The 21,857-nt window shown below is 41.3% G+C and carries 29 protein-coding genes; 2 read left to right on the forward strand and 27 right to left on the reverse strand.

The annotated features are described in order from the left end of the window. Window positions 1–51: 51 nt before the first annotated feature. The 22 genes from AMR95_RS07420 to AMR95_RS07525 form a co-directional block, all read right to left on the reverse strand. Window positions 52–1,524 carry a spore germination protein gene (locus AMR95_RS07420; RefSeq protein ID WP_047204120.1) on the reverse strand — a complete coding sequence of 491 codons (1,473 nt, stop codon included), beginning with the start codon at window positions 1,522–1,524 and terminating at the stop codon, window positions 52–54. Then, window positions 1,478–2,086, reverse strand: coding sequence for a stage V sporulation protein AE (locus AMR95_RS07425; protein WP_058837981.1), 609 nt, complete (start codon window positions 2,084–2,086; stop codon window positions 1,478–1,480). The genes AMR95_RS07420 and AMR95_RS07425 overlap by 47 nt, the downstream gene beginning before the upstream one ends. Window positions 2,087–2,092: 6 nt before the next feature. After that, the gene (gene spoVAE / locus AMR95_RS07430; protein WP_007501045.1) at window positions 2,093–2,443 is read right to left on the reverse strand and encodes a stage V sporulation protein AE; all 351 of its coding nucleotides are present in this window, start codon (window positions 2,441–2,443) and stop codon (window positions 2,093–2,095) included. Then, window positions 2,443–3,459 carry a stage V sporulation protein AD gene (gene spoVAD / locus AMR95_RS07435; protein ID WP_058837982.1) on the reverse strand — a complete coding sequence of 339 codons (1,017 nt, stop codon included), beginning with the start codon at window positions 3,457–3,459 and terminating at the stop codon, window positions 2,443–2,445. Before spoVAD ends, spoVAE begins: the two co-directional genes overlap by 1 nt. Window positions 3,460–3,471: 12 nt before the next feature. Further along, entirely contained in the window at window positions 3,472–3,924 is a 453-nt protein-coding gene (spoVAC, locus tag AMR95_RS07440) for a stage V sporulation protein AC (RefSeq protein WP_058837983.1), read from the reverse strand. 20 nt (window positions 3,925–3,944) lie between these two features. Next, the gene (locus AMR95_RS07445; protein ID WP_039179670.1) at window positions 3,945–4,361 is read right to left on the reverse strand and encodes a stage V sporulation protein AB; all 417 of its coding nucleotides are present in this window, start codon (window positions 4,359–4,361) and stop codon (window positions 3,945–3,947) included. Further along, a complete protein-coding gene (locus AMR95_RS07450) occupies window positions 4,351–4,971 on the reverse strand; it encodes a stage V sporulation protein AA (RefSeq protein WP_058837984.1) in 621 nt (206 codons plus the stop codon). Before AMR95_RS07450 ends, AMR95_RS07445 begins: the two co-directional genes overlap by 11 nt. A 114-nt stretch (window positions 4,972–5,085) precedes the next feature. Further along, on the reverse strand, window positions 5,086–5,853 hold the full coding sequence (gene sigF, locus AMR95_RS07455) for an RNA polymerase sporulation sigma factor SigF (RefSeq protein ID WP_058837985.1): 768 nt from the start codon (window positions 5,851–5,853) through the stop codon (window positions 5,086–5,088). 13 nt (window positions 5,854–5,866) lie between these two features. Beyond that, window positions 5,867–6,307, reverse strand: coding sequence for an anti-sigma F factor (gene spoIIAB / locus AMR95_RS07460; RefSeq protein ID WP_024422865.1), 441 nt, complete (start codon window positions 6,305–6,307; stop codon window positions 5,867–5,869). Next, window positions 6,304–6,657 (reverse strand): anti-sigma F factor antagonist, encoded by a 354-nt coding sequence (gene spoIIAA, locus AMR95_RS07465; protein WP_024422866.1) that lies wholly within the window; start codon window positions 6,655–6,657, stop codon window positions 6,304–6,306. Before spoIIAA ends, spoIIAB begins: the two co-directional genes overlap by 4 nt. Before the next feature lie 161 nt (window positions 6,658–6,818). Then, window positions 6,819–7,973, reverse strand: a complete 1,155-nt coding sequence (locus AMR95_RS07470; protein ID WP_412056898.1) for a D-alanyl-D-alanine carboxypeptidase family protein — start codon at window positions 7,971–7,973, stop codon at window positions 6,819–6,821. A gap of 158 nt (window positions 7,974–8,131) precedes the next feature. Beyond that, window positions 8,132–8,944, reverse strand: coding sequence for a purine-nucleoside phosphorylase (locus AMR95_RS07475; RefSeq protein ID WP_047204125.1), 813 nt, complete (start codon window positions 8,942–8,944; stop codon window positions 8,132–8,134). Between the two features lie 11 nt (window positions 8,945–8,955). After that, window positions 8,956–10,140 (reverse strand): phosphopentomutase, encoded by a 1,185-nt coding sequence (deoB, locus tag AMR95_RS07480; protein WP_058837987.1) that lies wholly within the window; start codon window positions 10,138–10,140, stop codon window positions 8,956–8,958. A 153-nt stretch (window positions 10,141–10,293) separates the two neighbouring features. Next, entirely contained in the window at window positions 10,294–11,184 is an 891-nt protein-coding gene (gene xerD / locus AMR95_RS07485; RefSeq protein WP_039179686.1) for a site-specific tyrosine recombinase XerD, read from the reverse strand. Between the two features lie 6 nt (window positions 11,185–11,190). Further along, complete coding sequence (locus tag AMR95_RS07490) at window positions 11,191–11,418, reverse strand: YqzK family protein (protein WP_024428058.1); 228 nt, start codon at window positions 11,416–11,418, stop codon at window positions 11,191–11,193. A 117-nt stretch (window positions 11,419–11,535) separates the two neighbouring features. Further along, complete coding sequence (gene fur, locus AMR95_RS07495) at window positions 11,536–11,988, reverse strand: ferric iron uptake transcriptional regulator (protein ID WP_003215577.1); 453 nt, start codon at window positions 11,986–11,988, stop codon at window positions 11,536–11,538. A gap of 110 nt (window positions 11,989–12,098) precedes the next feature. Next, entirely contained in the window at window positions 12,099–12,743 is a 645-nt protein-coding gene (gene spoIIM, locus AMR95_RS07500) for a stage II sporulation protein M (protein ID WP_058837988.1), read from the reverse strand. A 116-nt stretch (window positions 12,744–12,859) separates the two neighbouring features. Beyond that, on the reverse strand, window positions 12,860–13,990 hold the full coding sequence (locus AMR95_RS07505) for a S8 family peptidase (protein WP_082672218.1): 1,131 nt from the start codon (window positions 13,988–13,990) through the stop codon (window positions 12,860–12,862). Window positions 13,991–14,101: 111 nt separating this feature from the next. Next, window positions 14,102–14,323 (reverse strand): hypothetical protein, encoded by a 222-nt coding sequence (locus AMR95_RS07510; RefSeq protein ID WP_058837989.1) that lies wholly within the window; start codon window positions 14,321–14,323, stop codon window positions 14,102–14,104. Window positions 14,324–14,391: 68 nt separating this feature from the next. Further along, window positions 14,392–14,844 carry a GNAT family N-acetyltransferase gene (locus AMR95_RS07515; RefSeq protein WP_058837990.1) on the reverse strand — a complete coding sequence of 151 codons (453 nt, stop codon included), beginning with the start codon at window positions 14,842–14,844 and terminating at the stop codon, window positions 14,392–14,394. Then, complete coding sequence (locus tag AMR95_RS07520; protein WP_058837991.1) at window positions 14,831–16,012, reverse strand: TIGR00375 family protein; 1,182 nt, start codon at window positions 16,010–16,012, stop codon at window positions 14,831–14,833. The genes AMR95_RS07515 and AMR95_RS07520 overlap by 14 nt, the downstream gene beginning before the upstream one ends. Next, the gene (locus AMR95_RS07525) at window positions 16,009–16,566 is read right to left on the reverse strand and encodes an NUDIX hydrolase (RefSeq protein ID WP_039179704.1); all 558 of its coding nucleotides are present in this window, start codon (window positions 16,564–16,566) and stop codon (window positions 16,009–16,011) included. The genes AMR95_RS07520 and AMR95_RS07525 overlap by 4 nt, the downstream gene beginning before the upstream one ends. Window positions 16,567–16,734: 168 nt before the next feature. On the opposite strand from AMR95_RS07525, the gene AMR95_RS07530 reads away from it, so the two are divergent. Further along, a complete protein-coding gene (locus tag AMR95_RS07530) occupies window positions 16,735–17,655 on the forward strand; it encodes an aldo/keto reductase (protein WP_039183182.1) in 921 nt (306 codons plus the stop codon). A gap of 112 nt (window positions 17,656–17,767) precedes the next feature. Here the strand turns inward: AMR95_RS07530 and AMR95_RS07535 are convergent, their stop codons facing one another. Both AMR95_RS07535 and AMR95_RS07540 read right to left on the reverse strand, forming a co-directional pair. Then, entirely contained in the window at window positions 17,768–18,172 is a 405-nt protein-coding gene (locus AMR95_RS07535) for an antimicrobial peptide LCI (protein ID WP_231746874.1), read from the reverse strand. Between the two features lie 186 nt (window positions 18,173–18,358). Continuing rightward, window positions 18,359–18,583 carry a YqkE family protein gene (locus AMR95_RS07540; protein ID WP_039179706.1) on the reverse strand — a complete coding sequence of 75 codons (225 nt, stop codon included), beginning with the start codon at window positions 18,581–18,583 and terminating at the stop codon, window positions 18,359–18,361. Between the two features lie 123 nt (window positions 18,584–18,706). Between AMR95_RS07540 and AMR95_RS07545 the strand changes: the two genes are divergently transcribed. Then, complete coding sequence (locus AMR95_RS07545; RefSeq protein ID WP_058837992.1) at window positions 18,707–19,633, forward strand: alpha/beta hydrolase; 927 nt, start codon at window positions 18,707–18,709, stop codon at window positions 19,631–19,633. A gap of 26 nt (window positions 19,634–19,659) precedes the next feature. Here AMR95_RS07545 and AMR95_RS07550 read toward each other — a convergent pair whose 3' ends face one another. The 3 genes from AMR95_RS07550 to AMR95_RS07560 form a co-directional block, all read right to left on the reverse strand. Beyond that, window positions 19,660–20,922: a response regulator aspartate phosphatase gene (locus AMR95_RS07550; protein ID WP_024428051.1), complete on the reverse strand. Its 1,263-nt coding sequence runs from the start codon at window positions 20,920–20,922 to the stop codon at window positions 19,660–19,662. 301 nt (window positions 20,923–21,223) lie between these two features. Next, window positions 21,224–21,463 (reverse strand): YqkC family protein, encoded by a 240-nt coding sequence (locus AMR95_RS07555; RefSeq protein WP_024422884.1) that lies wholly within the window; start codon window positions 21,461–21,463, stop codon window positions 21,224–21,226. Between the two features lie 12 nt (window positions 21,464–21,475). Next, window positions 21,476–21,802, reverse strand: a complete 327-nt coding sequence (locus AMR95_RS07560) for an iron-sulfur cluster biosynthesis family protein (protein WP_047202238.1) — start codon at window positions 21,800–21,802, stop codon at window positions 21,476–21,478. Window positions 21,803–21,857: the final 55 nt, after the last annotated feature.

The raw sequence follows: 21,857 nt of genomic DNA on the forward strand, positions 1-21,857 counted from the left end.
TCTCAAAGTTAAAAATACAATATCACAATCTTCAGCCACTTTCAATGAGCCTTAAGAATTTGGCGGAATTTTTGATCTGTTTTGAGGGTGAACGATGCTCGGTCTTACTTTTGAGCCAGGAACAGACGTCCGAATCAGCACTTGCCACAAAGCCTTCCCATTAAAAGGGAGGAACGGCCACATATAAGGCGTCTGCAATGAACGAATGGAAGTTAAATAAATGAGTAACAACGTAAAACCAATGATGAGTCCATTCAGTTTGAAGATCGCCACTAGTGCTAGGATGATGAGCCTGACAATCTTATTGGCGACACTCAGCTCATAGCTTGGCGTTGTAAAGGTACCGATCGCCGCCAGTGAAACGTATAAGATGACCTCTGGTGTAAACAAACCGACATCAATAGCGATTTGTCCAATTAAAACAGCCGCGATCAGTCCCATGGCGGTCGACAAGGCGGTTGGCGTATGAATTGCTGCCATCCTTAAAAATTCCACCCCGAAATCAGCAAGGAACACTTGGAGAATCACAGGGATATGAGAAGGTTTGTTAAACCCAATATAGCTTAAATTGTCAGGCAGAAGATTTGGTTCAAGGATAAAAAGAAACCAAATCGGCAAAAGAAAGGTAGAACATAAAATGCCTAAAAAGCGTACCCATCTTAGGAATGTACCAACGGCAGGTGCCTGGCGATATTCTTCTGCATGCTGAACGTGGTGAAAAATAGTGGTTGGTGTAATGATGACACTAGGGGATGTATCCGTAATGATGATGACATGCCCTTCTAATATGTGGTTAGCGGCGACATCTGGACGCTCGGTGTAACGCACTAGCGGAAAGGGATTATATCCTTGCTTAATAATAAATTCTTCAATCGTTTTATCAGACATCGTCAGCCCATCGACCTTAATTCCTGATACTTCTTTTTCTATAATATCTACAAGATCTGGGTCTGCAATATCTTCAATATAGCAAACACAAACATCGGCTTTGGAACGTTCGCCTACTTTGAGCATTTTGTATCGCAGCTTTTCATCCCGCACTCTTCTTCGAATAAGCGCTGTATTTACAATAATGTTTTCAACAAAACCGTCTCTTGCTCCCCTGACAACCTTTTCTGTATCCGGCTCCTCAGGCATTCTGCCAGGATAACTTCTAACATCAATGATAAAGGCGTAGTTTTCACCTTCTACAACAACTGCTACAAGCCCGGACAGTACTTGATCCACCGCTTCATCCAGCGTTTCTACCTTGGAGACCTGCTGATTGACAAGGCGGTTCTCGACTACATGTGCAAGATCATCTGATTCTGGTTCGTTATCATTGATTTCGATTAGTTCTTTTAATAAGTAGATGACATACTGTGTATCACACAATCCGTTTACATAGTAAAGCTGGATTTCCTGATCGTGTATATAAATTTTCCGAACACCAAGGTCAAAGCTGAGACCCATTCCGACATTTTCTTTGAAGTAATCTTCATTTTTCTTCGGGTCCCGGTACACGTTTACCTTGTCTTTCTTCATGGAAGCCACTCCTTTCTAATATTAATTCCACTGCTTTCATCGTGATTGGAGATCCCTTGCTCAGATCATCTTTCCGTCCCATCTTGCCAATATCTCCAATCCCGACAACGAACGGGAGATTGAGGGAGTCAAGACAATACACTGTATCCCCGCTCATTTTATGGGGCTCCATTTCGGGAAGACCGTGTTTGTCGACACCGTATTCTGTCAGTTCACCTTCCCGGTCAATGGAGACATGGACCTTTGTCCATTCGGCTTGGTGCGTCTTGGATGCAACTGCAATCGCGCCAATGACTTCGATTTCAGGGTGGCGTGCTACATGTTTCATCGCCGTCTCGCCTGTTCCTTCACCGGTCAGTCCAGAATCATCAAACATCACAAAGACTGGATCATACGGTGTTTTTAAAATCATCTGAACAAGTTCAGGTCCTGTCCGTTTGCTTGGATTTCCTTTTGAGCTGGAAATACATCGTCCGCCGACGTTTTTAGCGGCGAGCTCAATGGTTTTGGCAGCATATATATCTCCGTCTGTCACTAAAATGACTTTCCGTCTTTGCCCCATATTCGGTTATCCTTTCGGTTTAAAGATCAGTGCGATAATAAATGAGAATAAAATCGCAGCTGATATTCCAGCCGAGGTTAATTCAAAAATCCCGATACCGATGCCGATGAATCCATGTACATCTGCCTGGTGCATTGCCCCATGAAGCAAGCTATGACCAAAGCTGACGATTGGTACGGTTGCGCCCGCACCTGCAAATTCAATAAATTTATCATAAATACCGAATCCGTCTAAAATGGTACCTGCCACAACAAAAGTAGTCATGACATGTGCCGGCGTGAGTTTGAGTACATCTAGCAAAAGCTGGCCAATGACACAAATAAGTCCGCCTGCCACAAAAGCGATAAGATAATCCATTAGCTCTCTCCTCCTGCACGCTCAAATACGACACCGTGCGCAATGGTTGGAATGGTCTCTTTTTGCTGAACCATCATTGGGCTGAGTAGCGCCCCGGTTGCGACAACGAGTACTCTTTGCAGATTCCCTGCTTTCATTTCTTGAAAAATATGACTAAATGTCACAACAGCTGAACAAGCACAGCCGCTGCCTCCAGCGAATACGTTTTGATCGGGTGTATAGATGATTAAACCGCAATCATCGTGTTTTCGCCCAAGCTGGATGCCTTCTTCTTTCAGGAGATCCTTTAAAATCGGTGAACCAATGCCTGATAAATCTCCAGTTAAAATCAAATCGTAATCATCTACTGTTCTTCCTAAGTCTTCTAAATGCTGCTTGATGGTGTCTGCCGCGGCCGGTGCCATGGCCGATCCCATATCAAATGGATCTGTAATGCCGAGATCCATGACCCTGCCTACCGTTGCACTTGTAATTTGAATTTGTGAGGGCTCTTGGCTGATAATAACGGCTCCGCTCCCTGTTACGGTACTTGTTGCTGTATCTGGCTTTTGTCCGCCGTATTCGGTCGGGTTTCGAAATTGGCGTTCTGCGGTCGCATTGTGACTGCTTGTTGCTGCGATGGCTCTATTTGCAAAGCCACCATCAATGAGTGCTGACGCAATGGCGACCGATTCCATTGAGGTCGAGCATGCTCCAAACAAGCAGAGAAACGGGATCTTCAGCTCTCTTGCCACATAGTTTGCAGTGACGTTCTGGTTGAGTAAATCTCCAGCCAGCAACAGATCAATATCGCTTTTTTGCAAATTTGCTTTTGATAAAGCACTTGATATCGCATCATCCATGAGCTTCCTTTCAGCCATTTCCCAGTTCTTTTGATCACAGTGCATTTCATCGTATGTTTTATCAATTAAATGTCCAATTGGACCTTCTTTTTCCTTAGGTCCTGCAGCAGTTCCTTCTGCATTGACATAAAGCTTGTGCTCAAATACCCAAGATTGTTTACCTGTTAGTTTCACCTTTCATTCCTCCTACGAAAACATCTTTTCCAAGATGTATCGAATGATCCCTACGATATATGCCGAGACGACACCGAACACAATGACGTTCCCAGCGAGCTTAAACATATTTGTGGCAACACCTAAAACAAGCCCTTCACTTTTATGCTCAAGGGCAGCACTTGTCATACTGTTAGCAAAGCCTGTTACCGGTACGGCCGATCCCGCTCCAGCAAACTGGCCGATTCTATCGTAAATACCGATACCCGTTAATAGAGAAGAAATTAAAATGAGGGTTGCCACTGTCGGGTTCCCTGCTGTCTTTTCGTTAAAATCAAAAAAGTGGATATAGAAATTCTGCAGCCCCTCACCTATTAGACAGATCAAGCCACCTACTAAAAACGCCTTGATGCAGTTGAGGACATAAGGAGGTTTGGGCTGATACGTTTTCACCTTAGATGGATAGTTCTCTTTTAAACTCGACACGTGTTGTTCCCTCCAATTTCTTAAATATAAATAAGCCAATGAAATAGTGAACCAAATATCTTTCCTAAGACGATGGCCATGAGCAGCAAAACAATTTTCCCGTCCATTCCAATTCTTTTCGTTAATATAGGAAGTACATTTAATACTTCAGTAAGTGCAGCTGCAAGCATGCCGACAAAGATGCCTGATAAAAGACCGACCGGCAGCGCCAGCCATTTGGTTAAATGCAGATGTATTTGACTTAAGGTGGCCCAGCCGCCAACAACTGCCCCGCTAATGACTGCCGCCTCGTACCCTTGTATGAAGCGCTGCGTTTTGGTTAATTGCATTAAGCGGGGAATGATGCCAAGCACTGTAAGAAATGCCACAAATCCTGCTCCGACTGTTAAACCGCCGCCAAGTCCAACGAGTACGACAAAAAGCCATTTACCGATCATGGATATCCTTCAATGTTTCTTTATTTTCATTGAGTGCGACATAATGATCGAGATCGAGCTGATATTTAAACATTTCCACTTCGAGCGGACTTGGTTCTTCATTTAAACGCTTTTTAAATACATGATTGAAAAACAAAATCATGCCAAAGCCGAGTCCAAAGCTATATGGAATTTGTAATAAATACGGATGCTCAACCGTTTTCCCTGTGATCATTTCATATAGGCGGATATGAACGAGCCGCATACTGACATCCTCGTGGAAATTCATAATGGCAAGCGCCGCTCCGACAAATAATAGAATCCATACAAACACAAATAAAACGGGAGAAAGCTGGCGTTTGCCTGTATCAATTTCAACAATGGCCTCAGAGCCGCCAACGGTTTGAATGTCGATATCCGGCCACGTTTTTTTGATCGTTTTGACGACATGCATGATATCAAGAACGGCGATGTGACGATCCTTTTTGCTGACATGATACACCGGCATTTTGCTAAGCTTTTGCACAGCAAACTCATCACCAGTGATTTGGGCGACATCCTCTAAATAAATGAGCTGATCTATTCCGGTCTTGATTCGATGGCGCAGCCGAATAAAGATTTGTCCGTCCATCCAAGTCACTTCCTATACGAGGGGTTAAAAATAGTATGTGGTGAAAAATGGTTCTCATACTGATAGAACTTGATTTACCGGTAATTACCACACAAAAAAAGCCAGCCGAATTGGCTAGCTGTCTTTTTGATCCATTTGCATTTGGATTTGCTTTAAAATTTTCTTTTCAAGCCGTGAGACTTGCACCTGTGAAATGCCAAGTCTTTCTGCAACCTCAGATTGTGTCTGGTCTTTATAATACCTTAAATACACAATGAGTTTTTCCCTTTCTTCTAATTCCTTGATCGCTTCTTTCAGAGCAATTTTGTCAAACCATCTTTCTTCAGAATGATCGGCAATTTGATCAAGCAATGTTATCGGATCCCCATCATTTTCATACACTGTTTCATGAATGGATGATGGTGAGCGGACCGCTTCTTGGGCGAGGACGACATCCTCTGGTGTGATATCAAGGTATTCGGCAATTTCTTGCACGGTCGGCATTCTTCCATGAGACTTAGACAATTCATCCCTTGTCCGCCGGATTTTATTTCCGAGTTCCTTTAATGACCGGCTCACTTTAACCGTCCCATCATCCCGAATGAATCGCTGAATTTCCCCGATGATCATTGGGACGGCGTACGTTGAAAACTTTACATCATATGACAAATCAAATTTATCCACAGATTTCAGCAGTCCAATACAGCCAATCTGAAACAGATCATCTGGTTCATATCCCCTATTTAAAAAGCGCTGAACAACGGACCAAACAAGACGCATGTTTTTTTCTACGAGGAGGTCTCTTGCTTGCTGATCACCGTCTTGGCTTTTTTTGATGAGCTCTTTGACTTCATCATTTGACAGCTGGGCTTTTTTAGCTTGCTTTTTTACCTCCACATCCATATGAGCAGCTCCTTTAATTACAAAGCGCTTTGCTTTTTGATAGATGCTTTGTTAAACGGATGGTCGTTCCCATTTCTGGAGATGAGTCCACCATGACATCATCCATAAAATTCTCCATGATGGTAAAGCCCATTCCAGAGCGCTCTAAGTCTGGTTTTGTTGTAAAAAGCGGCTGTCTTGCTTCCTCAAGATCGGTAATACCCATGCCTTCGTCACGGATGGTGAGGTAGACGACATGGTCATCTAATGTGACATGGATATGCACCTTGCCATCTGGATTCCCATCATAGCCATGGATGATGGAGTTTGTCACTGCCTCGGATACGACGGTCTTGATTTCTGTTAATTCATCTAAAGTCGGATCAAGCTGAGCGATAAACGCCGCGACTGTCACCCTCGCAAACGATTCATTTTGGCTTAATGCCGAAAAAGTCAGATTCATTTCATTTCTCATGACGCCACCCCCAATGTTTGCAAAGCCGTTTGCTCTGAAGGCTCCATACGAATGATTTTAAACAAACCAGACATATCAAATAACCGATTCACTGCTGGCGAGATGGCACAGACGACCATTTCTCCGCCAAGCTGCTTAATCTCTTTATATCTTCCTAAAATCACTCCGAGTCCAGAGCTGTCCATAAATGATAAATCAGCCAGATTCAGCACAATGTGGCGAATGTCCTCTGTTTCCAAATAATTCGTCACCTTTTGTCTCAATGTTTCTGCGGAGTGATGATCGAGCTCTCCTGTTAACCGAATGCAAAGTACGCTCTCTTTTACTTGAAAATCAATACCAAGGCTCATCTTTTTATTCCTCCTTGCTCTATTTCGGATAAAGAGTGTTTCTCTTTTATAAGAAGCAAATCCTTCACCATGACAAAACTAGTGACCATTCGTCACATTTAGATGTTCTTTTCTTTTTCCTCATAGCAAAAAGACTGCCCATTCCAGCAGCCTTTCTCCTTTTATTTCCATTTCACAAAATCAGCCATTGCTCGTTTGAAGAAAGTCCAAATGCCTGCCTTTTCCATTCCTTCTTTTGCTTCTACAGGACTTTCATGCAGCACTTTTCCATCTTTTTTCAAGACGATCGTACCAAGTTCCGTTCCTTTTGAAAATGGAGCCTTGACATCATGAGACAATTTGATTTCTTTTTTGATCTGATCCACATTTTCGCCTTTTTTCGTTAGAAGGGAGATCGGTTCAGAAGTAACGAGCTGAATATTTTTCTTTTTCCCTTTGCTCACTTTGACCTCCGCCACATCTTGCCCTCGTTTGTAAAGCGGATGAGTCGTATATTGACTAAATGCGTAGTCCAGCATTTTGACTACCTGAGCGTTTCTGTCTTTCGGGGTGCTTGCGCCGAAAACAACCGCAATGACGCGCATGTTGCCTTTTTTAGCAGATGCAGTTAAACAGTATTTCGCTTCACCTGTAAAACCGGTTTTCACCCCATCGACACCTGGATAAAATTTAATCAGACGGTTTGTGTTTACAAGCCAGAATTTTTTATCTGTGTTTTGCCGTAGATAGTCTTCGTAGACACCTGTGAATTTTGTGATTTGTTCATATTTCAATAGCTCTTTTGCCATTATTGCCATATCGTGAGCTGTGCTGTAGTGGTCTTTTTCAGGGAGCCCTGTTGGGTTTTGAAAGATTGTTGAGTTGAGGCCAAGCTCTTTCGCCCTTTTGTTCATCTGCTCTACGAACTGTTCTTCAGATCCTGCAATATGCTCTGCCATGGCAACTGAAGCATCATTTCCTGACGCAATCGCAATGCCTTTCAGCATTTCTTTCACGGTCATTTCTTCTCCTGGTTCAAGGAAGATTTGTGACCCTCCCATGGACGCTGCATAGTCGCTCGTTCTGACCTTGTCTGTCATTTTTAGTTTACCCTGATCAAGGGCTTCCATGATGAGAAGCATCGTCATGATTTTGGTCATACTTGCGGGTGCAAGCTTTTCATCGCTGTTTTTGTTGTAAAGCACCTTTCCCGTGTCTCGTTCTATTAAGATCGCTGATTTGGCTTCGTGTGCCAATTCTGATGTTTGTTTTTCTCCTGGTTTTTCTATCTTTTCTTTTGCTATCGCTGATGGTGAAACCATTGAGATAAGGATCATTAAAATAAACAATGCACATATATGACGTTTCAAGTGGCAGACCTCCATTATCGTAATCCTTTCTATTTTTTCCTCATACAGGCTGTTTTATTCAGAGATCGTATGAATACAAATAAAAAAAGCCTTCTGCTAGGGTAGCAGAAGGCTCTTGGCACATGCTATGAGAGTTGTTTGACAATGTCTTTTACTAAATCAAGAAAACTTGCTTTCACTTTTTCCGTTACTTCGATCACTTCATCATGTGACAGCGGCTGATCCAAAATACCAGATGCCGCATTGGAAATGCATGAAATGCCAAGTACTTTGATTCCTGCATGACGCGCAACAATGACTTCTGGAACAGTCGACATTCCTACCGCATCTGCTCCAAGTGTTCTTAGGAAACGAACTTCAGCAGGTGTTTCATATGAAGGGCCTGTCATCCCTGCATAAACCCCTTGCTGTACAGATATACCTAAACGCTGGGCTGTTTCTGCTGCAAGGGCCAGCAATTCTTTATCGTACGGTGCAGACATATCAGGGAAACGAACGCCTTGACTGTCATTTGGGCCAATTAATGGATTGGTTCCCATCATATTGATATGATCTGTGATCAGCATGAGATCTCCTGGACGGAATGAAGTATTCACTCCGCCGGCTGCATTTGTGACAATGCATGTTTCAATACCAATTTCTTTCATCACACGGACAGGAAACGTCACTTGCTTCATATCATATCCTTCATAGAAATGAAAACGTCCTTGCATCGCGCAAACGACAGTGCCTTTCAGCGTTCCGATCACGAGCTGCCCTGCATGTCCCTCTACTGTTGAAACAGGGAATCCGGGAATATCTTCATATTTAATTTTGATTGGATTTTCAATCTCATCTGCTAAAATGCCAAGCCCTGATCCTAAAATCAATCCAACTGTTGGTACATATGTCGATGCTTGTTTAATATATGCCGCCGCTTCTGAAAACTGTGCTCCCACGAGATTTCCCCCTATTTGAGTTTAGATAAAAAGCTTGTTCCGTATTTTGGCATCGCTATCTTGAAATTATCTGCAACGGTTGCCCCAAGATCAGCAAATGTTTTTGCTGTTGGCAGTTCATTTGCTTCCTGATGCTTTTTGCTGTAAGCAATGAGCGGAACGTATTCTCTTGTATGATCTGTTCCGTGATGAACCGGGTCATTTCCATGATCTGCAGTGATCACAAGAAGATCATCCTCTTTCAACAGGTCAAACACTTCAGGAAGACGTGCGTCAAATTCCTCTAATGCTTTTCCATAACCCTCTGGATCTCTTCTATGTCCGTATAGAGCGTCAAAATCAACAAGGTTCAAAAAGCTGAGTCCTGTAAAGTCTGTTTTAAGTGTATCAACCAGCTTGTCCATTCCATCCATGTTCGATTTTGTTCTAAGAGAAGATGTGATTCCTTCGCCGTCATAAATATCAGAGATTTTTCCGATCGCAATGACATCGAGCCCATCATCTTTCAGTTCATTCATGACTGTACGGTCAAATGGTTTTAACGCATAATCATGACGGTTTGGCGTTCTAACAAAAGCACCAGGCTCTCCGACAAACGGACGAGCGATAATCCGTCCAACCATATATTTTTCATCTAATGTGAGTTCACGGGCAATTTCACAAATACGGTAAAGCTCATCTAATGGCACAACTTCTTCGTGCGCAGCAATTTGCAGCACAGAATCCGCAGATGTATAAACGATTAAATCGCCTGTTTTCATGTGCTCTTCGCCAAGCTCATCTAAAATTTCCGTACCAGACGCAGGTTTATTTCCAATAATACCCCGGCCAGTTTTTTCTTTTAGTTCATTTAATAGTTCATCTGGGAATCCGTCTGGAAAGACTTTGAACGGTGTGTCTATGTAAAGACCCATGATTTCCCAGTGCCCTGTCATTGTGTCTTTACCATTTGATGCTTCTTGCATTTTTCCATAATACGCAAGCGGTTTTTCATCCGCTGGAATTCCTTTGATTTCTTTAATATGACTCAGCCCAAGCTTCGCCATATTCGGCATATGAAGCCCGTTCATTTTTTCAGCAATATGTCCAAGTGTATCTGCACCTACATCATTAAAATCAGCAGCATCTGGTGCTTCCCCAATCCCTACTGAATCCATTACGACGAGGAAAATGCGTTTATACTGATAATCAGGCATTAAAAAGCGCCTCCTTCAATATTCTTGTCTTTTGACCTTACAAACAGTAAGAGGTCAGACATCTCAAGTATAAACCGTTTACAAGCCAGTTGACAACCATAAACGGTGTAAAGATGAAAAAGCATGACACCCGTTCATCGTGTCATGCTTTACTTATGCCCTTGGATGGAATTTGTGATACACATCTTTCAGTCTTGTTTTCGTCACATGTGTATAAATTTGTGTTGTTGAGATATCGGCATGTCCGAGCATCTCCTGTACAGCTCTTAAGTCCGCACCGTTTTCAAGCAGGTGTGTAGCAAATGAATGTCTGAGCGTATGAGGCGTCAGTTCCTTTTGAATTCCTGCTTCAATGGCTCGTTTTTTTAAGTTCTTCCAAAAGCCCTGGCGCGACATTTTTTTCCCGTGATGATTGAGAAACAAGGCATCGGACGGCTGTTTTTTTAACAGCTTGCTTCTTCCCTTTTCGATATATTCTTCAATTGCGCTTGCAGCAGCTTCACCAATTGGCACAATTCGCTCTTTTCTTCCTTTTCCAAAACAGCGAATAAAGCCCATTGTGAGGTGGACATCGGCAAGGGTCAGATCCAGCATTTCACTGACGCGAATGCCGGTTGCATATAAGAGTTCAAGCATTGCTTTGTCTCGGTAGTCAAAGGGAGTGTGCTGATTTGGTGTATCAAGCAGCTTTTCGACCTCCCCTAATGATAGAACTTTCGGTAATGTCCGTTCTGTTTTTTGCGTTTCAATGTTCCATGACGGGTCATCCGTTGTCACTTTTTCCCGAAGCAGAAATTGATGAAAGGAACGGATCGATGATAGATGCCGTACAGACGTTTTACTCGATTTCCCTTCCTCTTTTAACTGCTTTAAATAATGAATGATATGCAGGCGCGTGACATCGCTAATATCCGTCAGCTGTTCATGTGTCATTAAAAAAGACAAGTAGTTCTGCAAATCTCTTTTATAAGAAACAATGGTATTTTCAGAGAGTCCTCTCTCTACGGTCATAAAATGAATAAAGTCGGATAATTGATCGTTCAATGATTTCTACTCCCCGTTTTGATAAAAATAAATCAATCGGTCTTGCCAATTGTCTTGATTCGGCTGATCCATTTCCATCACTTTAATTGCTGCACCCTCTGGTTTATCATAACGATGGTAGCTTTCATATTCTGAATTTATCCATATCATAGCATAATAGAACAGGACGGTAAAACCTGTGAACAAGATAAATACTTTGATCACTTCACCTGTTGTTTTGAGCCATTTTCGCATGATCTTCAAGTCCTTTCTCACCTTCTCATTACTTCAGCATATGCCAGGTAGGACAAGGAATATACAGCGAAAATGCAAAAAACCTCTTCATCTTAAATGAAAAGGTTCCAATTCGGATTATTTGCCGGATTCATCATCATGACACCGGTGGCAAATACCATGGAATGTCAATCTATGATCCTTAATTTTAAATTTCCAGTCACGTTCAATAATCTCTTCGACATCTTCTAATAAATCATCTTCTATCTCATCGACTGTTCCGCATTCCATGCAGACAAGATGGTGATGGAAGTGAGCGGCTCCTTCTTTGCGAAGATCATATCGCGAAACGCCGTCTCCAAAGTTAATTTTATCAACAACTTTCAGTTCAGTGAGCAATTCTAACGTCCGATAAACAGTAGCAAGACCAATTTCAGGAGACTTCTCTTTTACGAGGAGGTATACATCTTCTGCACTTAAATGGTCTTCTTCATTCTCAAGCAGTACTCTTACTGTGGCTTCACGCTGTGGCGTGAGCTTGTAGCTGGAAGAATGAAGCTGTTTCTTAATTCGATCAATCCTATTTTCCATTGACTTTCCCTCCTACGCCACATTACTTGATCATTATATCAAATGATGTGCTGAGAGCCAACTATAATCATTTTAAATTGATAAATAAATTGATTATTAATTAATAACAATTATAAAAGAACACCTGCCAGCTTTTTCATCAGCATGAATGATATGTACGATTCAAAAAAAGATGAAAGTGCAGCAAGCGCTAAAATCATCAGCAGAACCGATGCATACCGGCCAAACCACTGGACGGGTGCTTGACTGATGTTTTTTTTCATGAAGAGCTGTCCAATGAGACGGATGGAAAACGCAATCGCACAGGTGCCAATCACTAAATAGGCTGGAATAAGCAAAATGTTTTGCGGAAGCACCGATACAAACGAGAGAAAAAATCCACTCAGCCCCATTTGATTCACGAGAAAACCAACAGTAAATCCAACAACAATTCCTTTTAAAAAGATCATGAGAAAGATGAGTGGCAGACCAATAATGGATATTCCCAGTATCCACATAAGGCCTAAATATTTCATATGATGCAGGAAGCTTTGTAAAAACATTTCTTTTGATTCTGCTGCTTTCTCATTCGTCAGCTGACCAAAAAATTGATTTAAATAATAGAATAAATCCTCTTTCTGGCTGAATGTCATGCTATTAACAATGATGGCCCCGAAGATCACACCCATTAAAAAGAGTACAGAGACAAATAAATAAATCGAGAGATGATCTTTTACGTGCTGTAGAAGATGCTCTTTCCAAGACTTTTTCCGCATGTGTCTTCCTCCCAAATCGTAAGGTTACTAGATTCTATGAGAGAGATTACGAAACATGACAGTTTTATTGAAAGAAAAAAGAGAAAGCAGCCTGCTCACTGCTTTCTCTTTTTCATTTATCGTGCGGCTTTTTGTACGTTCACAAGCCCGGCACCGTAATAAAAAGGTTCTCCAAGTTTTGTCGCCGTTTTTGACAGTCTCTCACGCACTTCATCGTTAGTCAGATTCGGATGTTTTGATAGAATGACAGCCGCAGCGCCCGTTACATGCGGTGATGCCATTGACGTTCCGCTCATGTAGCCGTATTCGTTATGAGGAATGGTGCTCAGCGTTGAAACGCCTGGTGCTGAGACTTCCAGTTCTTCGCCAACAGATGAATCAAAAGCTCTTTGCTTTTTTTGGTCAACAGAGGCAACAGCCATCACGGAGCTGTATTTAGCCGGATAGTCAATCGTATTGAGAGAGCCATAACTTCCTTCATTCCCTGCAGAAGCCACAATGAGAATCCCTTTATCATACGCTCGATCTACCGCTTCTTTCAGCGCCTCAGATTCACTTGCTCCCCCCATACTAATATTGATGACATCCATGTCATTCTCAATGGCCCATTCAATCCCTTTTATGATCCAGCTATAGTAGCCGTCACCATTTTCATCTGCCACCTTAACAGCATAGATAGAGGCTTTTGGCGCAACACCAACGACACCTACCTTATTATCTAAAGCGGCAATTGTCCCTGCCACATGCGTCCCATGTTTATGCGGATCTACAAGCGGATCGGACTCTGTCGGTACAAAGCTCACCCCGCCGGTGACATGTAAATCCTCATGTTTGCCGTCGATACCGCTGTCAAGAACTGCTACTTTGACATTCTGTCCAGCGTATCCTTGTTTATGTACCTTTTGTGCTTTGATGCTTTTGATGCCATATGGAACAGTTTGACTGCTTGTTTTTGCTTTTTGGTCTTCCTCAATGAAAGTTACTTCTTTTGCTTCATTCAGTTTCTTTTTCGATGTCTCATTCAACGACACTTTCATCATATCTATTTGCTCTATGGATTCTTTCACATGCCCGCCAGCTTCTTCTACAAGCTGTTTTTGTATTTTGTCTTGAACGGAAGAAGAAAAGCCGATCATGTACTCTTTTTTTGCTTGCTCCTTTGCAGAAATATCTGACGCGCCAAACATGACCGATGCCACAAGCACACTTGCCATACAAAGCCCTGCTCCAAATGACTTGACGTTCACGATACTCACTCTCCCTTTCGTTTCTTTTTGTCATTTAACTACATTTTTAGACAAAAAGAAACGACCGTTTGTCCTATTTTTTAAAATTTTTCCATTTATTTGATCTAGTTGTCACAAAAAAGCAAAATAAAAATGCTTATGATCCTCTTGATAGTGATCATAAGCATTTCGTCCTTTATGTTTTTTCATCATTTGCTGCAAGACTTCTTGTTTTGTTTTTGTCTTCCTTTCGTGTGTGCTAAAATGCGGCATGTTTCCTCTTGATAGTTCTGGATTACGGCTGTGCTGCCTTTGGATATGCTCTCGTTTTTTCTTTGCTTTGCTTTTTCCCATTTGGCAAAACCCCTTTCGTTGACGTTATGATACACGATGTTACATAAAAAAGATAGACGTAAATACGTCTATCTTTCTGTTTTTACCATATCAAGATGCGGAATCCCATCTTCATCATAAACATCTGAGACAGCCTTGAAACCAAATGATTCGTAAAATGACTTCAGGTAGGATTGCGCCTGTATTTTAACACTTGTTTCACCTAGTTCACTAAGCTTTTCCAAAGCCTTGATGAGCAGCATCTTTCCATACCCTTTTTTCCGGCCGGCCTGCGTCACAAGAACGCGGCCGATGGACGCCTCTTTGTACACGATCCCGTTTTGAAAAATTCGGCAATAAGCCACAATGGTGCCATTCTCTTTTGCGATGAGATGAATTGCTTCTTGGTCCCTGTGATCAATTTCAGGGTAAGGGCATGTTTGTTCTACAACAAACACGTTGACTCTTTCCATAAGAATCAAGTAAAGATCCTCTTTTGACAATTGTTCAAACGTTTGACATGTCCATTTAATGTGACTCATGATTGATATCCACCTTACCGTACACTCCGCCTCCACCAGCGATTAGTCCGACTTCGCCCTTTCTTGCTTTGATGATGTAGCCCGCTGTCTTTTCTGGCAGAACGGCTTTTAATTCTTGTTCTGTTGCTTGATGCAGAATATTCATCTCTGTGTGAAACACGGCTTTTAGCTTCTCCAGCGTTTTAGGTCCAACACCCGGAATAAACTGAAGTGGGAGCTGATGAACATAAGGAGGTCTCATTCTTTTTTCACTTTCTTGGTCAGCAAGCTCTTTTAAACGCTCACTTACTCCTTTTGTCATCCGGGTATGTCCGCATTCGTGGCACTCTTCCTGATCTGATGGGTGAGGTCTTACCCCGCATTTCTCGCAGGTCGTATGATAATACTTCCCAAGCCGCGGAGCAAGTCCATAATTTCCTGTGACAGCTCTGCCATCTTTTTCTTCAAGGGCTAGCTTGAATTCGGCAAAAGAGGCATGATCCATTTTGATTTTTGTATATTCTCGCGCGATTTTCCCTAAAGAATGGGCATCTGAATTCGTTAAAAAGGGATACCGGTTCAGCTCACTCAGCTGGGACGCCATTGACGTATCACAGCTAAGACCAAGCTCAACAGCATCAATAAGGTCAGGATCAAATACTTCCGTTAAAGAAGTGCTGACCCCTTTGCCGTATAGACTTTTATGCGGCGTAAAAATATGAGCAGGAATAAACAATCCTCCTAGCTCTTTTACTTTGTGCTGAAGTGTTTTCCCATCAACATAGAGGCGCTGTGAGCTCAAATGGACATTTTTCATATGAAGCGAAAGCCATGCGGAGAACTCAGACATTTTGTGTAGTGTGGGCATAAATGCCAGCACATGAATCGGACCTTTTGAATGGTCATCATTGATCTCTAATTCACTGCCTAAAAGCAGCACTGTCGGTCCAAATGATAGACCGCCGTCATTTAGTTCCGTGTACCGGCCTTCCTCTACACCCTCTATTAACTCTTCTAAGACTTCTGGAGATTGTGCATCTATCACACCAATCATCCCCATCCCTTTACTTTCTGCTGCTTCAATGAGAATTTGGTCAATTGTCAATGACCTTGCACCTGTAATTTTGACAGCTCTGCCTGTTCTTGTTCTGCCAATATGAATATGGATGTCTGCAAAAAATTCCTTCATTTTGTTGACTCAAGTACCTCTTGCAGTTGTAAGTATTGAATGGCATAGGCTGTTTTTGCATCGTAAATATGCTGATCTTCAATGAGGTGCAAGGCTTCTTCTAATGAAACTTCCATTACTTCGACAAATTCATCTTCATCCAGCTCTCTTTTTTCTTCAAGCGGAACTAGCTGATCTGCTAGATAAATGTGAACAATTTCATCTGCAAAACCAGGTGATGTATAAAAGGCCGTCAGCTTTTGAAGCTGCTGAGTTGTATATCCTGTTTCTTCTTCTAATTCTCTTAATGCTGTATGTGCCGGCTCTTCCCCTTTTTCTAGTTTTCCAGCCGGAATTTCAACGATGGCTCTCTCTAATGCTTTACGGTATTGTTTGACCAAGATGATTTTATTTTCGTCTGTACGTGCAATGACAGCTACTGCACCAGGATGTTTAATGATTTCGCGTTTGCCTTGTTTTCCGTTAGGCAATTCTACATCTTCAAGTACCAAATCAATGATTTTTCCGTTGTATAATTCTTTCGACGATAATGTTTTTTCTTCAAAGTCCTTCAATTTTGTCAGCTCCTCGTTCTACTTTCACTTTTTACTTCATTTATTTTAACATAGATGATTTAAGAGAAGCGAAAAGCGAAACGCTTGCTTCAATGCGCCATTTGAAATCACCTAGCTTGAATTCCTGATTTTTTTCACTTAATGTGAAAGGATAGGAGTGTGATGGAATTGAAAAAAAGACGTATTGGCACCTCAGATCTTTTAGTGAGCGAGGCGGCACTAGGATGCATGTCTCTTGGGACTGATAAAGAAAAAGCGCTCTCTTTATTAGATGAGGCCATTGATCTCGGAATTAACTATTTGGATACAGCCGATTTATATGATTTTGGGACAAATGAGGAAATTGTTGGGGAAGCCATCAAAAATAGACGGCAAGATTTGATTTTGGCGACAAAAGGCGGCAACCGCTTTGAAAAAGGCAAACCAGGCTGGGACTGGGACCCTTCAAAGGCGTACATAAAGGAAGCAGTAAAACAAAGCCTCAAGCGGCTTCAAACAGATTATATTGATTTATATCAATTGCATGGAGGCACGATTGATGACCCCATTGATGAAACGATTGAGGCTTTTGAAGAATTAGTAGAGGAAGGCGTTATTCGCTATTATGGCATTTCATCTATCCGCCCAAATGTCATTAAAGAATATGCCAAAAAGTCCAATATCGTAAGCGTGATGATGCAATATAGCTTACTCGACCGCCGCCCGGAAGAATGGTTCTCTCTTCTTGAAGAACAAAGCATTAGCGTCGTCGCAAGAGGTCCTTTAGCGAAAGGATTATTAACTGAAAAACCACTTTCTCAAGCAAGTGCAGCGATTCAAAAAAACGGCTATCTTCAATATTCATTTGAAGAGCTTCAGCAGATCATTCCTTCTTTAAAGAAAGTCGCTTATGACCTATCACTCACTGAACTGTCCATTCAGTATATACTGAAACATTCTGCGGTCAGTTCCGTTGTATTTGGCGCGAGCTCGGTGGATCAGTTAAAAGAAAACATAGCAGCAGCAAATGCACGTTCTTTAAGTGACCAAGAAGTCAAAGCAGTAACTTACTATACAAAACCGTTTGTGTATGAAGCGCACCGATCCTAATAAGAAAAAATCACATCATTTGATCTCGTCAGAATGTAGAAAAACTCATGTTTTTCTACATTTTTTATGTTTTCTCTATATAAAATAAGGAGGGGCTAAAAGCCCCGTTGTCTTATCTTGCACTTTCGTAATATGCATAATTTCCAGATTTGCCTTTAAGATAAAATGTGGTACCAAAACGACTGAAACTATTTGCAAAAGAACCATTATCTGAATGCATACATAATCGATTACTTGCACCTTTAAAAGGAGTTACAGAACAATCTACAATTGAAGTAGCCTTTGTACTCACATCTGCATTCGTTAACTCATTTGTTGCAAGAGCTTGTCCAGAAACAGGTAAAAGCAATCCTAAAGATAAAGCGACTCCAGCCATTGTTTTTCTCAATTTCACGTGAATCATCTCCATTCCCAAATTTTGTAACACACCTTCATTATAAGAAGAACGACCCTCTACCAAAAGGGTCTTAATGACCATATTTTCAATAAAAAGGAATTTAAATAAATCAATACTCACCTTTTTATTTCTGTTTCAAACATAAGCTATGGGATTTCGTTTAAAAAATCATACTGTCGCGATTCTGAAATGAAGTGATGTGAAGGAGGCAAAAATGCTTCTCTCTTTATGGACCTATGTTTATTCTCTGTGCATCTATCTCAAGGATGATGACATGAAAAAAAGGAAGCATCATTGCTCCCTTTTTTAGCTTTTATACTTTCTCCAGTCTAAATGGCTTTCATCTAGCAGCTCTGAAAAGCTTTTGTTTTTTTCTTTTTCTTTCTGCTGCCGAAGGAGGTCTTGTCGTTTTTGTTCTTCTCTTTTTTCTGTTTCGACGGCAAGGTTCTGTTTCATTTGAAGAAGCTGCTGTTTGACATCGTCCTTTATGCCGTCCTTTAATTTCGCTTGATCCTGCTTGGTCTTTTTCATTGTGCCTCTCTCCTTTTGACTTAGTGTATCATCCGTTTTATTTTCTGAGCAAGAGGCACGCCAATCTACCAAGATGTGGTATGATCGTCATAGAAAAAACTCCGGAAAGGAAGAATCGGCTAGATGAAGAAATGGATCGCTATATTTGCCTTCATATTATGTCCACTCGCTGTCATCGGCATTTTTTTCACCAATAAAATGATGTATATTCGAAAATTAACGGATGAAGAGCTCATCAAACGAGAATCAGATGGAGGCCATTATCATCACGAGGAATTTCAGGAGCTTAAGAAAGAGAAAGTGTGTATTCCTTCAGCATTTGGTTATAATCTACATGGCTATTTTGTGCCGCATCCTCATACAACACGCACAATCGTACTTTGCCACGGTGTGACAGTCAGTTTGATTAATTCCGTTAAGTATATGAAATTATTCCAAAAGCTCGGATGGAATGTGCTGCTTTATGATCATAGAAGACACGGGATGAGTGGCGGGAAAACCACGAGTTATGGATATTATGAAAAAGAAGATCTAGCAAAGATCGTAAAGTGGCTCAGACAAAAACTCGGAGAAAGTGCCATCATTGGGATACACGGAGAATCAATGGGTGCAGTCACGACCTTGTTATATGCCGCAAAGCCGGAAGCAAACGCCAATTTTTACATAGCAGACTGCCCTTTTGCTTCTTTTGAGGACCAGCTTCTGTATCGATTAAAAACAGATTTTCGCCTTTCAGGGCGATGGATTCTTCCATTAAGTGATCAAGTGTTAAAATGGCGGGACGGATACCGCATCCGGCAAGTTTCCCCTCTTGATGTGATCGATCAGGTGAAAGAACCTGTACTTTTTATTCATAGCCGCCATGACGACTATATCCCCTGTGAGCAAAGTCAGCAGTTATATGCACAAAAAAAGGGTGACAAACAGTTATTTATTGCGCCACACGGTGCGCATGCAATGTCTTTTAGCGAAAATAAGGAAGCTTATGAACAAGAAATTCAAGCATTTCTTCAAAGATTTGAATTGAATGAAAATAAAAGAGGAGAATGAACAGCAGTTCGTCCCCTCTTTTTGAGCTAACTTATGCGATAGTCACCACTGTTGTATGGTGTCTGCCCGCAAGCTCCATATGGCTCTCTTCCGATTGCTGCTGACTCATGACCGATAATCCTGCAGTTGCTGCCAATAAAAGAACTATCAAACTCGTTTTCATATAAATGACCCCCATTTTGAATTTTTGATATGGCTTGAATTTTCCTTTCGTAAAACCGGGTAGATACTTCAAACAGTCCAAGCTCATTGTAATAATGAGCCGCATCAAGTGCCAATTCCTCAATATCTGGGTATAAGCGCTTGTCCTCGAGCAGGTCTAATGTATCGTCTATGATTGTTATGTCTGCATCAACGTACAATGCTTTTAAGAACTGAAATTTGCAGATGTAAATTTCATCTTCTAATTCACAGGCCTTCATAATACCTTGTTGATAGAGGGTTAACGACTCTTCTATTTGTTTTTGTTTAAACAGGATTTGTGTCAGCATAAATAGTGGGTCTAGAGAGCGATTAAGATGGGTTAAATTCTCCTTTTCAAACACTTCAATAGAGTCTTTCAGATAACGGCTTGCTTCCGCAAGATCGTTCATTTGATAATAACAGTTACCTAAGTTGAAAAGGGCCGAACCTATGACTCGAGGGTTTCCAATTGAGCGTGCTCGCTTTAGAGCATTTTTAAAGTAGGGCAATGCATGTTCATAGCATTTCAAATCATCATAGTTTGCACCAATGACAAATTCACAGTGGATGATTCTCAGCGTGTACGTTCTGTAGGCAGAATACGTATCTAACGCTTGCAAGGCATAGTGCATCGAAAAGTGGGTTTGTTTCATGTGGTAGTAAATTTCTGCTAATTTAAAGTAAAATTCTGCTCTTTCTATATCATCTGATATGAGATTGAGCTTTTTTTCTGCTGAGCGGTAATAAGCAATGGCACTTAAGTAGTTTCTCTGTTCAAATTCAAACATTCCTGTGAAAAAATGAACATAGTATTCAAGCATATCCGTTAATTTCGTTTGTGAATGTTCGATCGTTTCTAGCAAATTCTTAATCTCTTCATCATTCGAGGCTTTCTTTGCCGGTTCAAAATATTCAAGCATTACCTTGTGGCGAAAATCCATCAGCTGGTAAAACAATAACAAGTTTTGATCCTGCTCCATTTCGAGGATTTCCTGCTCGATCTCCGCCTTCAGCTTCTCTGCTTTCATCACATGAAATCCGCAAATCTGCCTATACCATTCGTTTATTTTGATTCCAACCTGAGGCGATGACAGCTTGAGCTTCAATTCACTTTAGCACCTCCCTTCTCATATACGATACATGTTGTATTCTATCACATTTCCTCGAATGGAAGAAATATGAAATGTCATTTTTCGCAAAGTTTTCGGTATCCCGCAATAAACGCTGCGAATGCCTATTTTTCGGCATTTACAGCCATTATTTTTTTATTTCCAGCTTGCTCATTTTGTCGAATTGTTTGTTGAAAAACTGCTTTTTTTGCTTCAAAAGATCATTTTTCAGATTAGACAACCGTGCCGTTTGATGAGATGATGAACGCACGAAAAAAACCCTTTCGAAAAAGGGCTTTTATAATACATCTGTTACTTGGTCCATATTCTCTTTGATCCAATTGACAGCTAATTCGAGCGTTGGAAATTCTTCCGTTTCAAATGTGACTTCATCTTGAAGAAGCCAAACGTCCTTTTTCACCGAATCCATTCCACCTATTGACCAGTGCAAAAGGCTATAGGGATGATTGTTATTTAAAAACGACACCCATGTTTTATTTTGTGCCGTATTTTGTATCACTTTTAGCTTTTGATCCACTACATTTCCACCTTACTTTACAAGTATACCCATTCTCGGGCTGAGTATTTGTTGAGGACTTTTCAACATGAGTGTGTTGGCTTTTTCATTAAAATCAATCGTCATTTCCTCGTCAAAAAAGACCTTTTGTGCTGTGTGTATGTACAGCTTAAAGAGCTGATTATGCTTGAGCTCTTCCCATTCGCCTGTTCTTTCACCTGTGAGCCAAATCATTGGGACACCGCTTACCGCACAGCCGCACCCATCTGAATCATATCGAAGGAGCAGTTCTTTTGTTTCATGCGCTGCTTGTTGTTTTGTAAGGAACGCTGCTGCTGGTTCTGTTATATGAATATACATGCCGAACATCCTTTTTTCGTTGATTGTTACATTGTAACATATCAGTCATTAATTA

The sequence above is a fragment of the Bacillus sp. G1(2015b) genome, from assembly GCF_001482475.1.
In the GTDB taxonomy this organism is placed as follows: domain Bacteria; phylum Bacillota; class Bacilli; order Bacillales; family Bacillaceae; genus Bacillus; species Bacillus safensis.